The organism is Mariniflexile sp. HNIBRBA6329 (assembly GCF_043558645.1).
Taxonomy (GTDB): domain Bacteria; phylum Bacteroidota; class Bacteroidia; order Flavobacteriales; family Flavobacteriaceae; genus Mariniflexile.
Window position 1 is genome coordinate 303183 of record NZ_JBIFXS010000001.1, and the last position, 16216, is coordinate 319398.

Annotated in this window: 10 protein-coding genes; all 10 read right to left on the bottom strand. The window is 33.8% G+C overall.

Annotation, left to right across the window (positions count from 1 at the left end):
• Positions 1-3 precede the first annotated feature (3 nt).
• The 10 genes from ACGK9U_RS01280 to ACGK9U_RS01325 all read right to left on the bottom strand — a co-directional run bounded on the left by ACGK9U_RS01280 (position 4) and on the right by ACGK9U_RS01325 (position 16198).
• Complete coding sequence (locus ACGK9U_RS01280) at positions 4-2316, bottom strand: beta-L-arabinofuranosidase domain-containing protein (RefSeq protein ID WP_394464544.1); 2313 nt, start codon at positions 2314-2316, stop codon at positions 4-6.
• A 43-nt stretch (positions 2317-2359) separates the two neighbouring features.
• On the bottom strand, positions 2360-3349 hold the full coding sequence (locus ACGK9U_RS01285) for an arabinan endo-1,5-alpha-L-arabinosidase (RefSeq protein WP_394464545.1): 990 nt from the start codon (positions 3347-3349) through the stop codon (positions 2360-2362).
• Between the two features lie 4 nt (positions 3350-3353).
• A complete protein-coding gene (locus tag ACGK9U_RS01290; RefSeq protein ID WP_394464546.1) occupies positions 3354-4340 on the bottom strand; it encodes a glycoside hydrolase family 43 protein in 987 nt (328 codons plus the stop codon).
• A 21-nt stretch (positions 4341-4361) separates the two neighbouring features.
• Positions 4362-6047, bottom strand: coding sequence for an arabinan endo-1,5-alpha-L-arabinosidase (locus tag ACGK9U_RS01295; protein WP_394464547.1), 1686 nt, complete (start codon positions 6045-6047; stop codon positions 4362-4364).
• Positions 6048-6055: 8 nt separating this feature from the next.
• Positions 6056-7627 (bottom strand): alpha-N-arabinofuranosidase, encoded by a 1572-nt coding sequence (locus tag ACGK9U_RS01300; RefSeq protein ID WP_394464548.1) that lies wholly within the window; start codon positions 7625-7627, stop codon positions 6056-6058.
• A 206-nt stretch (positions 7628-7833) separates the two neighbouring features.
• A complete protein-coding gene (locus ACGK9U_RS01305; RefSeq protein ID WP_394464549.1) occupies positions 7834-9405 on the bottom strand; it encodes a RagB/SusD family nutrient uptake outer membrane protein in 1572 nt (523 codons plus the stop codon).
• 16 nt (positions 9406-9421) lie between these two features.
• Entirely contained in the window at positions 9422-12736 is a 3315-nt protein-coding gene (locus ACGK9U_RS01310) for a SusC/RagA family TonB-linked outer membrane protein (RefSeq protein WP_394464550.1), read from the bottom strand.
• Positions 12737-12893: 157 nt separating this feature from the next.
• The gene (locus tag ACGK9U_RS01315) at positions 12894-14057 is read right to left on the bottom strand and encodes a FecR family protein (RefSeq protein WP_394464551.1); all 1164 of its coding nucleotides are present in this window, start codon (positions 14055-14057) and stop codon (positions 12894-12896) included.
• A gap of 115 nt (positions 14058-14172) precedes the next feature.
• Positions 14173-14733, bottom strand: coding sequence for an RNA polymerase sigma-70 factor (locus ACGK9U_RS01320; protein WP_394464552.1), 561 nt, complete (start codon positions 14731-14733; stop codon positions 14173-14175).
• Positions 14734-15214: 481 nt separating this feature from the next.
• Positions 15215-16198 (bottom strand): type IX secretion system membrane protein PorP/SprF, encoded by a 984-nt coding sequence (locus tag ACGK9U_RS01325; protein WP_394464553.1) that lies wholly within the window; start codon positions 16196-16198, stop codon positions 15215-15217.
• Between the last annotated feature and the right edge of the window lie 18 nt (positions 16199-16216).

The following is a 16216-nucleotide window of genomic DNA, read 5'->3' on the forward strand; positions in this document are numbered from 1 at the left end:
ATTCTATAATTTTATTAATCGAACGCCATAAATTCCTGCGGTTACTGAATTTTTTTCTGCTTCAAAACGTACTGTTAGTGTTTCTGAATTATTAGCAACTGTTTCTGGCAAGTTATAATCTACATCAAAAAAAGTGTCGCCTTTTTCACCCATAAACTCAGGGTTTGCAATAACAACGCCATTAACAAGTATCTTAAATTTTCGCCCTGCGTCTTTACCAAAATAGGTAACTCGCAACGCTTTATTTCTTGCTTCCTTGTTTTTAAAATTGTAACTAAACCAACCAGTTGCATCACGCCAATGGCGGTTTTGGTTTAATCCACTATTTGAGTTTTCATGTTTTATACCATGGTCGGATTCTGGTTGTTGTTCTCCTGGAGCTACATAATCAAGTGTTATAGTTTGCAGGTATAATTCTGCCTTTTGCTTTTCTTCAATAGCTGCTTGCGCTTTGGCTAAGTCTTCTGGTGTTTCAGTTTTAAAATAAATAGCATAGCGTTTTTCATGAATTTTATAAAAAGGTTCTAAAACAAGGTTTTTATACTTCTCAGGATACAATAAACCAGCAGCAGAAAACTTAAGTGGCTCGTTTGGAACCGGTTTTATTTTATTTAAAATATCCTGCAAATTTTCTATAAGAAACATTGGAGCTTCTGTAGCAGGCAAAAATTTACCAGATGCAATATGACCACCTCTACTATCATCTGCAAATAAACCATCCTGATTTTCATTATTGATAGCTAAAGCAAGTACTATTGGTCCGTATTTAATAGAAACATATCCTGATTGATCTGGAATGTTTTCTAAACTTAAATGCATTGGAAGCTTCATTTCTACACGATCGTTATCTTTCCATTTTCTAGTAAGTGAAATAAAAGTGCCCGATGTTGCTTCAACTTTTTGAAGCTTTCCGTTTACATATACTTTTAATTCTCCACTTTTAACCCATTGTGGGTATCGAACTTTTACGGTTGCAGTTGTTCTCTTTTTACATTGCCATATTAGGGTTGTTGAAGCTTCTTCTGGAAAATTGGTTTTCTGGGTAATGATAGCATTTTTTTCATCCCATGTTACTGTTGAAGGAATGAATAAATTTACATAAAGTGCATTGTCCTTTTTAGCATAGATTAACTCGTTATATTTAGTATGATTTTCCATGCCCGAACCAACACAACACCAAAAACTGGTTTCTGGTTGCGAGTAAACACGGTAATGACCTGAACGCATGGGTGTAAAATATACAAAACCGCCTTTGGGGTTTTGAGAAGCCAGAATATGGTTGTATAACCCCCGTTCGTAAAAATCAATATAATCTGCATTTCCTGAATCTTCAAACAATAGTTTGCTTAGTTTAAGCATATTGTACGTGTTACAAGTTTCTGGACCTTGCTCGCTACTTAAAACCGAACTAAAATTATCGATTGGGTTAAAATGTTCTCTTACACTGTTTCCACCTATACTTAATGACCTTTTTTTAGTAACATTATCATAAAAGTTTAAAGCGGCATCATGGTATTTTTTATTGTGTTCCAATTGCGCAATTCTTTCAAAACCAATAAATTTTGGAATTTGCGTATTAGCATGCATACCTGTTAAAACATCTTCATTGGCTGCTAATAGATTTAAAAGTGTCCATTGGGAAAAGCGCTTAGCCAATTCTAAATAACGAGCATCGTTTGTGATAGCATAAACATCGGCGAAAACTTCATTCAATCCACCATGTTCAGAACGTAACATGTCTTGTACTTGAGCATCATTTAGATTTTCCGTAATGTGGATAAACCAGTTAGTTAATTCGATTAGCATGGTTTTAGCTTCAGCTTTTTGTGCGTAAACCCAAGCATCTTTTAATCCTGCAAAGGTTTTGTGGATATTATAAAGTGGCACCCATTTATTATTTAAGCTAAAACTACCTGCTTTTATGTTTCCTTGGTGAATTTCATTCCATAATGTTTCGCTTTCAGGAATACCTCCAATATAACCATTGCCATTAGCTATTTGAACACGTTTTAATTCTGATAAAACATATGCGATTAGGTCTTCCGCTTTTTTATCTTTTGAAGAAGCATAATACATGGATAGTGCCGAAAGATAATGCCCTAATGTATGCCCATCCAATCCTGTGTTTTCCCAATTGGTATAAGAAACTGCTTTGGCTTTTAAGCCTGCTTCACGCAAAAATGGCGCTAATAAACGGTCTGGATTCAATTGCTTAATATATTCAAAATCGGTTTCGGCAGCTTGTTTGAAAACACCTGAAGTAACTGAAACTTCATCTAAAGCAAATAAATTTACTTGCTGTTGTGAAGTAGCCACAAATGACACAAACAGAGTTAAACAAACAACTATATATCGCATCCTAATCGAGTACATTATCTTTTAAACTTGGCCAACCTTCAGTATCCCAAGAAAGTTCTGAAATTTTAAGTTTTGGCGAACCGTTATCATTCGCATCATACGCATGAAAAATAATATAATCTTTTCCATCAAACGTATAGGTGCTGTTATGTCCTGCGCCATACCAGTTTTTATTTCCTTCTATAATTAGCGTGCCACCACCGTTATTTAAGGCGATTCCGTTTTTATCAAGATAAGGTCCTGTAGCTGATTTTGAACGACCTACAACCACTTTATACGTGCTATTTTCGCCTCTGCAACATAAATCCCAAGAAAGGAACTGGTAAAACCATTCGCCTTTTTTAAAAATAAAAGGCGCTTCTAGAGCAGCATCACCAGGGTCTGAATCTTCCAAATCAAAACTACGTTCTCTTCGTGCTATGGTATGCCATTCTTGAGGTTCTGCAAGTGTTTTTAAATCTTCTGATAGCTTTACCATTTTAAGTCCGTCCCAGAAAGAACCAAAAGATAGCCACGGTGTGTTATTTTCGTCAAAAATTAAATTCGGGTCTATGGCATTCCATAAATCTCGGTTTGGCACCGATTGAATTACAATACCCTGATCTTCCCACTTATAGTTTTCATCATTAGGGTTTAATGTTTTGTTAGTGGTTAAACCTATTGCTGATGTGTTTTTAGCAAATGCAGAAACTGAATAATATAAATAATACGTATTATTATGAAATGAAATATCTGGTGCCCAAATGTGGTTTTTAAAATCAGGTACAACAGCATCTGCCCAAATTGGTTTTTCAGGAAAAATGGCGGGCTCTGGTTTCCATGTTTTTAAATCGGTTGAACTAAAACTACTTATACCTCTGCCTGTGCAATATAAATAATAAGTACTGCCATGTTTAATGGCAACCGGATCGTGAACACGAATGTCTTGAGCGTATACTATCGATTCAACTAAAATAAATGCTACAATGCTTAATTTTTTAAATATTCCCATAAATTTATTTTTGAATGCCTTCTGATGTCATAACAACCCTTTTCATTGTGCCATCTTCGTTATAATAAAGTCGATCTACACAAACCGAACGTCTAAAACTTCCACCATGGGTTGGAATGCTTCCGTTATGGTAAATAAAATAATCTTTCCCTTTAAACTCTATAATAGCTTGATGGTTGGTATTACTATTTCCTGCAACTTCGTTTAAAATACCTTTAAACTCCCATGGCCCTTTTATTGATTTGCTCATGGCGTAAGCAATTTTTTCTGGAAATTGAAAAGCATATGATAAATAATACCAATCACCTTTTTTATGAATCCATGGTGCTTCGGTAAAATATGGTAAATCAACGGTCATTATGGGGCCATCTAATTCTACCATGTTGTCTTTTAACTTAGCATATTTGCACACGGTATTACCCCAAAACAGATAAGCTTGACCATCATTATCAATCCACACAGTTGGATCGATATCATCCCAACTAATTTTAGTTTGATTGGTCATATCATTAGTAATTAAAGCTTTTCCTAAAGCATCTGTAAATGGCCCTGTTGGACTATCTGAAACTGCAACACCTATTGCTTTTCCATGAATGCTTCCGTGCTCAACGGTTACGTACCAATAAAATTTTCCGTCTTTTTCAATAACTTGTGAAGCCCAAGCGCTACCAGAAGCCCATTTAAAATCGGTTGGTTTTAGTGGTACTGGATGTTCTTTCCAGTGAATCATATCTGAAGACGAATACACCAACCATTCGTGCATTCTGTAGCTATTAACGTCATCTGGTGCTTGATCGTGACCTGCATATAAATACACTTTATTGTTATAAACAATAGCAGCAGCATCAGCTGTGTATTTATCGGTTATAATTGGGTTGTTAAATTTTGAAACTATTTCTTCAGCCTTTGATAATGGAGTTTCAGCCTGTTTAGAAGATTTGCACGATATAGCTAATAATGCTAAAAGAATGATTAAAAATGAATTTTTCAATTTAATTTAGTTTAATAAATATTATATTTTCTTCCCCCAAAAAGGCAAACCTCCTGCTGTAAGCCCAGAATAGGTTATAGTTACTTTTCTGGTTGAAGCCTCCCAGTCCCAAGCATCATTTATCTTACATTTAACTCCGTTAATGGTTAATGTTTTATTAGCACTATCGTACGACCAAGTTCCTGTTATACTGCCACTTACTTTTTTATCGGTTGTTAAATATATAGTTGATGCACTTTGAATGGTTTTATACTGGTACTTCATTTCAATATGCTCCCAAGTTCCAACAAAAGAAGCTTCAGTAATCTCTGTTGAAGGCACCCCTGCATAGCGCTCTGGCGCCACTACAGGCCAGCCATCTTCAGTCCATTGAATTTCACGAACATGTCCCATCATAACTGCATTGGATACATTTATACCTGGAACATTTTCTGGTAAACGTGCTTGAGAAGCATAAAACCATTTTTTTGTGTCTGGATTTTGAAAAACCGAACAATGCGAAAACCCAACCCAACCTGTATGATTTTTGAAGGCATAAGGGTGTGTTAGCATTGGGAAACATTCTGACCCTGCTGAAACATTGGCGCCATTAATCCCTAAATAAGGTCCAGTAATATTTCTTGATCTAGCTACTCTTGTGTTGTAAGCCACCGATAATTCATCATAAGCTAAAAATAAGTAATAATAATCTGTTTCTGGGTTATAAATTATTTCAGGGCCCTCACTTGCTTGCCATCTACTATTACCTCTTTTTGCTATGGTAACTCCATAGTCTTCTAAAACATTTAATTTATCTGGTTTTCCCGTATCGGGATTAAGCTTCAAAGCGGCAATTCCAGAATGCCAAGATCCATAAATTAAATACTGCTCGCCTTCTTTTGTTACAATCATAGTTGGGTCTATGGCATTATATTTAAAATAGCCACTCCAATCATTACCACTTGTTCTGGTATACGTTTCTAGACCATCGGCCACGGAACATACCACCATACCTTTATCTACCCAAATATTTGAAGCTAAATCGGTAGATTCTGCTAACCCTATAAATGCACGTTCTGTCCAAGAGGTATTAGAATTTGTACCAACTATAGGGTCTGTAACTACAATGCTGTAATACATTCTATAGATATTCCCTACTTTCTTTACATAGGGTGCCCAATAACCATAACTTGGATTTTCAATAGGTGGTAAAGCAGGATTCATTCGAGCTCTTTTATTATTTAAAGAATCTTTAACCCAAGCAGGAGCTGAAGTCATAGAACTTCCTAAATATTCCCAATTAATCAAGTCTTTAGAGCGTCTATGATGAAAATGACCATGACCCTCGTGAGCATTTCCATAAGAGGCATCTGTTTGATACATGTAATAATAGTCACCACTTTTCTCAACTGTTGGATCGTGTACATTGGCTAAATTCCATTGCGAGCGTGAATTCCAAGAGCCTATGGGTGTGTAATTATCGGGGTATGTTGGGCCATTAAAGGCAACTGGTTGTTCATATCCACACTCCACCGAGTTTTCAATATTACTTGTAGTAGAGCCACCCTTTCCATCTGCATATGTAATGATTTGAGTCGTACCAGAACAGTCTTTACTTAGTACAGTTCCTGCTTTTGGTTGATCCATTCCATCATCTTTAGAACAACTAGCTACAATATACACCAACAACAAGGTTGCCAACTTAGTTCCTATTTTAAGATTTTTCATTTTTATCTTTATTTACCTTCCATCATCACAACTGAAAATGGTGGAATTGTTATTTCTAGTTTTCCTTTTTTATTTTCAAAAGTTTTAAAAACAGCAGGCTTAATTTTATTAGGGGTATCAAAGGTGTTATGGTCTTGTAATTTTGACGAAGTTAAAATGGTTCCAGAGAAGTTTTTAACTCCTAACTTTGTAATGTCAATTTCTATTTTATTTTCTTTTTTTGAATCAATATTTACCAATGAGATATGAACCAATCCGTCTTTATCTGTAGAAGCCGAAGCCGAAATTGCAGGAAGTAACTCGCTATTAAATGTATATAAAGGTGATTCAAATGTTAACGGTAATAACTTAGCGTCGTGATGCGCTGTGTACATTTTCATAACATGATATGTTGGCGTTAATAGCATTTTTTCACCTTCAGTTAAAATTACTGCCTGTAAAACATTTACTGTTTGTGCTAAATTTGCCATTTTTACTCTAGCACTATGGTTATTAAAAATATTTAATGTAGTACCTGCTATCATAGCATCACGCATGGTGTTTTGCTGATATAAGAAACCTGGATTTGTTCCCTCTTCAACATCATACCAACCGCCCCATTCATCAACAATAAGGGCTATTTTGTTTTTTGGATCATATTTATCCATAATATCCGAATGCTTGGTAACCAATTCTTCCATTTTAAGTGCTGTTTGCATGGTTGAAAAATATTGAGCTTCATCAAACTTAGTTGAAGACCCCTTGTCATTCCATGTTACAAATGAATAGGAATGAAGCGCAACACCTTCAATTAAATTTTTTGGAATATCGCGCATTAAAACTTCTGTCCAATGGTAATCGGCAACATTGGCTCCTGAAGCTATTCTAAACATTTTGTCACTGTTAGTCCAATCGGTCATAAATGTGGCGTACTGTCTATATAAATTAGCATAGTACTCTGGAGTCATATTACCGCCGCATCCCCACATTTCATTACCAACACCCCAAAAAGAAACATTCCACGGTTTATCTCGACCATTTTCTTTTCTAAGTTCTGCCATCGGACTTCCTCCTTTATGGCTTACATATTCTATATATTCTGTAAATTCTTGTACTGTGCTACTGCCAACATTGGCAGCCAAATACGGTTCCGTTTCTAACACTTCACAAAGGTTCAAGAAATCGTGCGTACCAAAGCTATTGTCTTCAGTTACACCGCCCCACCATCTGTTTACCATAGATGGTCTGTTTTCTTTAGGTCCAATTCCATCTTTCCAATGATAGGTATCTGCAAAACAACCACCAGGCCAACGTAAATTTGGTATTTTTAATTCCTTTAAAGCATCGATAATATCGTTTCTTACTCCATTTGTATTTGGAATTTTACTATCCTCTCCCACATAAATACCATCATAAATACAGCGTCCCAAATGTTCTGCAAAATGGCCATAAATATGTTTGCTAATTATAGGAGCCTCTTGGTCTATTTTAATAGAAACTATTGTGGTATTTTCTTGAGCAAAAACACTACTGCTAGTAATACACGCTATTACAGATAAACTTAAAATGACCGATTTGATTTTTACCATATTTGTAACCATACTTTTTTATTTTATTGATTGTGTTATCTTCTTCTTTAATTTTAATAAGTGTTTTTTATACACTTACAAATAAATCAAAAAAATTCTTGATATCAAAGAATTAAGTTGTTTTTAAAATAATGTACTATATTATAAACTTAATTTTTAATTACATATGGCAAGCTGTTAGCTTGCCATATGAATAAAAACTAACTCAAAAAGACAAACTAATAACCATCATTTTGATCATTAACCAATGGATTATTATCCATTTCGGACTGAGGAATTGGAAAATATTCTCTACCTGAAGCATATGTATTAAACTCTGCATCTCTTGATTTTAACCACTCTAATTTAGTTTGATCTTGTAACCACCCCCATCTTCTGATATCATCAAATCGGTGGCCTTCAAGAGCAAATTCTAACATTCTTTCATGAGCGATCTGCTCACGCATTTGTTCCTTTGACATATTTGGTTTAGTTACCGCTAAATCTGGTAAATTAACACGGTCTCTTACTTCTTGAATATAAGTATATGCCTGAGATGTAGCTCCTGTTTCGTTTAATGCTTCAGCATACATTAATAAAACATCTGCATAACGCATAATACGCTCGTTAATACCAGAACGCCAATCGAACTCATCGGGTTGTGTTCCATCAGAATTTTGGTATTTTCTACAAAACAAATCATTTAAATCATTAGCATTTGCTCCATAAACCGTTGCGAAATCTTGTCCGTAAAGCATCATGCCTCCTGGTTTATTATAAAACATTGTGGCATCTAACCTTGGATCTACTTCATTGGTAACTGTTTTTTCTATAAGGAAATCGTTATACAAGGCAAATGTAGGTTGTACGTCTGTCCAACCAAAAGCACGAGGCCCGTAAGTAATAGCTCTTGCAGATGTTTGTCCCCATCCTGGTGTAGGGTTAGAACCCCAACTTAAATCTACCCCACCTGCATCTCTGCTAAATTGTATTTCAAATATAGATTCTGAATTGTTTTCGTTATCAACAGTAAAGTTGTCTCGGTAATTTGCAACTAATGAATATACATTTAAATCAATAACCTTTTTAAAGGTATCTCTTGCATTTGGAAAATCTTTGGTAAACAAATATGCTTTTCCTAAATAAGCCAAAGCAGCGCCTTTTGTAGCTCTACCAACATCACCTTGATCTAATCCAGAAACATTGTTATAGTTTAATGGTAACAAATCTGCTGCTGTTTTCATATCGTCAATTATTTGAACCCAGCCTTCGGCTTCTGTTTTTTGCTCGTGAATTAAAGTTGAATTATCAAGCGGTACCGGAACATTTTTAAAGAAATTAACTAAATGAAAAAGGTATAAGCCCCGTAAAAAATGTGCTTGACCTAGTACTCTATTTTTCAATTCTGAATCTTCAAATTCTACACCTTCAGCATATTGAAAAACTTGATTTGCTCTAAAAATACCCTGGTAAAAATCTCTATATGCCCAACCATATATAGCATCATCTGCTAAACTAGAGTTAAAGCGACCTACATTTGCCATTGCAACCCATGGACTATTACTTCTTGCTTCATCTCCTTTTAAGTCAAGCATTAAAGGCGTGCTACGCATATAGGTGCCATCAATATGCATACTTCCATAAATGGCATTTGTGCCTTTTAAGAAGTCCTCATCTGTTTTCCAAAATGATCCTTCTGTGTTTAAATTAGGGTCTACTTGAATTAATTCATCATCTTTTACACAGCTCGACAACGTAAGCAGTATTAGGGTGAACATTCCTAAATAATTATATTTTATTATATTTTTCATGATATTTTTTTAAATATTAAAATTTAACGTCTACTCCAATTGAAAATGTTCTTGGATTTGGGAATGAACCAAATTCAAAACCTCTTGAGAATAATCCATCACTTATAAAATCTGGATCATATCCTTTATATCCACTAAGAACTAGTAGATTCTGACCAGCCAAATACACTCTTAATTTTTCTATTACTTTAACATTTTCCATAGGTACATTATATCCTACTTGTAAATTTTGTAGTTTAATGTAATCGCCACTTTCAATAAATCTATCTGATCCTCTTGCGTTTACATTAGATTCTAATTGATCTGGACGAGGAATATTCGTGTTTGTATTTGTAGGAGTCCAATAGTTTAACATATCTGTATGATGATTTAATAAACCACCAATCATTAAAGAATTATAGGTGCCGTTATATATTTTGTTTCCTGCATTTCCTTGCCAAAACATAGAAAAATCAAAATCTTTATAGCTGGCGCTAAAATTTAAACCATAACTTATTTTAGGGATTGTAGTGCCTTGAAAAGTTCTATCTTCATCTGAAATCATGCCATCTGCCTGGTCTGGAATTCCATCACCATCTGTATCTATTGTTAACTGGTCTACAAATCGAACATCGCCTGGTTGCGCTCCTGGTTGTAGTGCGTGTGCTGCGACCTCTTCTGCACTATTAAACAGCCCATCGGTTTCGTAAGCATACAATTCACCAATAGATCTGCCTACTTCTGTTCTAGAATTAACACCAGGGATTGGTAAATCATTTTCACCAATTCTTAGCACTTCATTTTTTAAAGTCCCTAAGTTCGCAGCAATATTATATTTAAACTCATGATCGCTATTATCATAGGATAAAGCAAACTCAAAACCTATATTTTGAACATCTGCTGCATTTTTTACTACGGCAACCGTCCAGTTATCAATAGTTCCAGATGATAATGGAAGCGGCACATTTGCTAAAATATCAGATGATGTTTTTTTATAGTATTCTGCAGAAAATTGAAGTTTGTTATCAAACATTCCTAACTCGATAGCAACATTTGTAGTTTCGGTATCTTCCCATTTTAAACCTGGATCTTTTGCTGAAACAACCGTTGTACCAGGCGCTAACTCATTTCCAAACACATAATTAGCAAAAGGATTTACAGTAGCTGTATATGCATATGGCCCCACAGTATTATTACCTAACACACCGTAACCCCCTCTGATTTTCATGGTGTTTAACCAATCTGGAAGATTTATAAACCTCTCGTTATGTACTTTCCAGGCTCCAGAGAATGAGTAATAATTACCCGTGTTATTCATTTCATCGAATAATGATGTTTTGTCTTGTCTAAAATTGGCCGTTAATAAATATCTATCATCATAGCTATAGTTAAGTCTGCTTAAATAGGATTTTCCAGTTACCGTACTTTCATACTCCTCAGCTCTAGAATCATAGGCATAATTTAATTGACTAATTGCATTATCATCAAAACCAACTCCTCTAGAAAAATGTCTGTTAAAAGTGGTTTTTTCTTGAACCATACCTGCCAATAAATCTATTTTATGTTTATTAATTTCTAGGTTATAGGTTAATAAATTATCTAAAATAGTTCTTGTGCTATTTCCGCTTGTTACATCTAAAGAAGCTTCGTCGTTGGTAGTAATATAATACCACCCTAAGTCGCTTGGTGGAATAAATAACCTATCATTAAAGTCTAAAACATCAGCACTAGCTCTTAATTTATATTTTAATCCTTTTAAAATTTCTAATTCGCCCCAAATATTTCCAATAAATCTATTTCGTTTATTAGTGTTTTCTAACAAATTGTTGTAACCAATAACATTTAAGGTAATAGCTCTTTGGTCTACATTATCTGCACCACCATAACCACCCAATCTGTTTGGATCGTATACAGGCATTGTTGGAATAGCTTGTAATAAATAAATAATAGAAGACTCACCTGTGTTGTATTCATTAAAGTTTCCTTTGTTAGAACTGGTATAACCCAATTTAGAACCGTAGGTAAATTTACCTTTTGTACCACCTAGATTTAAAGTTGTAGAATAACGTTCGTAATCTTGAGGCACATCCATATAGCTGCTATTCTTAAAATAATCTACATTTAAATTATAATTAAGACTTTCTGCACCTCCCGAAAATGATACAGAGTGATTTTCAATAGTCCCCGTTTTAAATGCAGCCTTTTGCCAATCTGTATCATAATTTTGATATTTAGAATAAGCTGGATTTGTAACATCGTTGGCAGGTAAAATTGTTTGCCCAGAATTTATATAAGCAGCATTTGTTATATCAATATAACCAGCTCTGTCTGTTACAGAAATGGTATTTCCAACCGATTGGAAACCATAAACACTTTTATAGTTAACACTAACACTGCCGGTTTTACCCTTTTTGGTAGTAATTATTATAACACCATTTGCACCTCTAACACCATAAATTGCGGCTGCCGATGCGTCTTTTAATACTTGCATAGATTCTATATCTCCAGTAGCAAAATCGTATGGACTGTCTACAATCATTCCATCTACAACAAAAAGCGGATTGTTGTTTGAAAAGGAAGAAATACCTCTAATTTTAATATTTACAAACCCCCCAGGTTCTCCACCCGACTGCACGGTTACTCCTGGAACTTGACCCTGAAGCATTTTTGCAACATCATTTGTTACTATTTTTTTAGCTTCGTCTACATCAACAACACTCACAGAACCTGTTAAATCTGATTTTCGTTGCGTACCATAACCCACTACAACAACCTCATCTAAAGCTGAAGCGTTTTCACGTAGTACAATATCGATTTTTGTTTGACCCCCTAAGGCAACTTCTCTGGTTAAATAACCTAAGTAGGAAACTACTAAAATGGCATTTTTACTTGCAACTTTTAAAGAAAAGTTACCATCAAAATTAGACTGAGCGCCATTTTTAGTGCCCTTTTCAATAATATTTGCCCCAGGTAAAGGAAAACCAGAACTGTCTACAACAGTACCAGATATTTGAATGCCTTGTTGAGTTTCATCAACAGGGTCAACAGTGTTTTCTTTAATTACAATAGTATTGTTTTTAGATAATTTAAAATTCAGGTTGCTTCCTGAAAGGCTTTGGTTTAGTAATTTTTGAATTTCAATCTCTCCTTTTGTTAACTGAATTTTTGGAGCATTTTTAAACAAATTACTTGGGTAAATAAAACGATAATTTGTTTGTTCTTTTATTATTTTGAACACCTTGTCTACGGTAACCGTTTGGTCTTGATCAATGACCACCTTTTCTTGAGAAAATGTGTTTTCAGCAGTGAAACTGAATACGGTTGTACACAATAAGAAGAAGAATGTTCTCATAATAAATAGTAGTAGCCGTTTTCGAGTAAGAGAACGGGCCTCAATTAAGTTAATTTTCATAATTTAGCATTAAGATTAGTTAGACATTAGTTTAATTAATTTAGTTAGGAGGGACGAAGTTAGATACCGCTAAATGTCAAAACTTCGCTCCCTTTTTTTATTTCAATGTTATTGTTTTGTTCTTTATTTCATAATTATTGATAATTCCAAAGTTTTTAATGGTAGCTAAAATATCTTCTATATTTTGGTCTTTACCCAAAACTCCAGTAAAGGCTTCGTTTTCTATTTTTTCATTATTAAATATTACATCCATATTATACCATCTAGATAATACCTTCATAATCTCTTTTAATGGTTTGTTCTCAAAACTAAAAACACCTTGTCTCCATGAAACTTCATTGTACACATCTACATTTACTACCAATAAGGCATTCGTGTTCAAATTAAAATTTGACTGTTGGGTTGGACTCAATTTTTGTTTTTTTCCTTTAAAGTCTAACTCTACCTTACCTTCAACTAAAGTGGTGTAAATATTAGTTTCGTCTGAATAGGCTTTAATATTGAACTCTGTTCCTATGACCTCAACCTCTTGGTTTTGGTTTATTACTTTAAATTTTGATCCGTTATGCTTCACACTGGGTGATACATCAAAATAAGCCTCTCCATAAACAAGTTCCACATTTCGAGTTTCTCCTTTAATAAAAGACACCGGATATTTAAGTTGGGTTTCTGAGTTTAACCATACTTTTGTGCCGTCCGATAATTCAACAATAAACTGACCGCCTCTTGGAATGGTTATATAATTGTATGTTAGTTTTTTAGAATTGTTTTTTGAATTATATATAATTTTTTCGCCATTGCTTTTAAAGTTAACAGCTTCATAATCATTCCCTTTTTCCAATGCTATAATGGTACCGTCTTCTAAAGTTAAGGTAGCCTTATCTGTGCCTGTCTTTATATTATTATTTACTATTATTGGCATGCACTCATTAGAGTTGTTAAAAAGTGTTCCTCTAAAAAAATAAGTAGATGCTAATAATCCTATTACGGCTGCGGCAGCAGTATATTTCCAATATAAAAATCGTACTGATGGTTTTGTAAGATTACTTTTTACTTTTTTCCAATCTTCCTTTTTTTTAATTTGATTTGCTAGGTTAAGACGCTCTTTTATTAAAGTTTCCTCGGTAAGGTTCTTCAATATATACGCCTTATCAGCATCATTAAAAATATCGGAAGCTTCTAAATCTGTAGGTTTCTCGTCCTTCAATAACGAAGAAGCAAGTTTTTTAGATAGTATAATGATTTTATTAAAAACAGACATGGGATGTATGGTTAATTAACTTAAAAATATGCTTATTTAACCTTAAGACGACAGAATGTTAAGATAGGGTTAAAAAAAAGTTAAAAAAAAATTTATTTATAATAAAAAACAAGCACTAATCAGCTAAATCAAAAACGAAAGCTATAAGAATGAAGTAATCTTTTAAAATAGACCTTAGCTTTTTATACGCTATTTTTTTTTGAGCTTTAACGGTATTTATTGAAATGCCCAATTCGGTAGCTATTTCGGGGTTTGTAAAATTATTAATGCTTAACCTTATAATTTGCGCGCACTTTTTAGGTAATGTTTTTATAGCCTTTTCAATAGCACTGTGGGTTTCTAAAATCACAACCTCCCTTAAATAAAAAGGCTCTGTTTCAATGTCTGGAATTTTTAAGGAAGACAGTTTTTCGGTCGATTTAACGCGTTTACTCTTAATATAATCTAGCGATTTATTTTTTACCGAAGTGTACAAATATGATTTAATGTTTTCCTCGCTACGAAACTCAATACTATCTTCCCAAATTTTAATAAAAACTATTTGAACAATGTCTTTTGATGCTTCAATATCGTTTAGATATTTATTAGCGAATAAACACAACAAGGTATATAAAGAGTCAAATGTTTTTTTGTACTCTTTTAATGTAAGCTGATGTGGTTCGCAATTAGTATTCAAAGTTGTTGAATTAAAATCAATAATTTGCCTCTCTATCTCAACTTATACTATTCTTAATAAGCTTTAGTACTTTTGAAGGAATTTTAGGGCTGCCCATTTAATTGTAACTAACAGACCCATTTAATTTACATAGTTAACTTAAAAAAACAACATAACCAAGTGTATTTTTATAAATGTTATTTATACACTTATTTATTTCAAGTAAAATTAAAAAATTGAACAATACAAATAAGAAACCAACTGAATCAATGTTCCTATGTGTTTTAAATACCAAGAGGATGAATAAAATTTTTCTTCAAAAAACACTTAAAAATAACTTTAACCCAAATTTAAAAGGTTTTCAACAAAGGTGGATGGACTTGCAACAAAACTTGCACATGCTATTACATATTAAATTTAGATTCTAAAACTGTTTTAGAACTTCCACTACAACAAAGTTGATTGACATTTAGCATATTAATATACAAGCATTACATTACCACTAATAATGTACAGGATCTTGGGTACATGGACAATTGCTAATACCTTGTAAAAACTCCAACCCAATGGTAATAACATGGGTTCCGGAATTAAAACCTGAGAGCTCGTTCATGGTAACTTGATAGGCATATCCAAAATAGAAAATATTCTTTTTAAATCCAGCCATGGGGCCAATATTTAAAGGCTTAAAAAATTGGTCGTTTAAGTAACGGTATGATATGCCTGCCCAGTAATAATCTTCATCTCTATTGTACTTTCTGAACTTAAAATTCACGTCGGTACTAGAGCGCCTATCGCTACTGAACATTTGATAATATATAGACGGTTCAAATTCCAATCCGCTTTTTTTAGGACCTTTAAATGTGTAACCAGAATATATTTGGTAGTTTAAAAGCATGCTTGGTTCTGAAACACGAATATCTTCATCAATATTTTTTTCAAGGATGTTGTTGGCATTGAAACTGGCAAAGAAGCCTTTGTTTCTATACAGCACACCTACATCAAAATTGTTGTTTGTAGTACGCCTGTCATCAGTTATATTTGAAGGTATTGGGACACCGGTATTTTCATTATAACTTTGGAAATTATTAACATCTATTCTGAAATTATTAATGTTATATGAAATCCCAAATGACAAATACTGCTTAGAATAGTAATCTAAAGTAAGATGATGGGCAAAAGAAAATTTAGCACCCGTTTGAATGGTGTTTCCATTTTTATCATTGTAAAAGGATAAACCAACACCAGATCGATTTGCTATTCTAAAATCAGCATAAACCGATTGATTATCGGGCGCATCTTTAATACCCACCCATTGTGTTAAACCGTTAGCTCTTATCTTTAAATTATCGCCTATACCTGCATATGTTGGTGAAACAACAAAATTATTATCGGCTAGATATTGTGTAAAAACAGGTAAATTCAACTCTTGCCCATAGCTACGTGCCATGATAAAAAGTAGAAGGTATATGATTGACTTATGCATATTTATGTTTTTTATGTA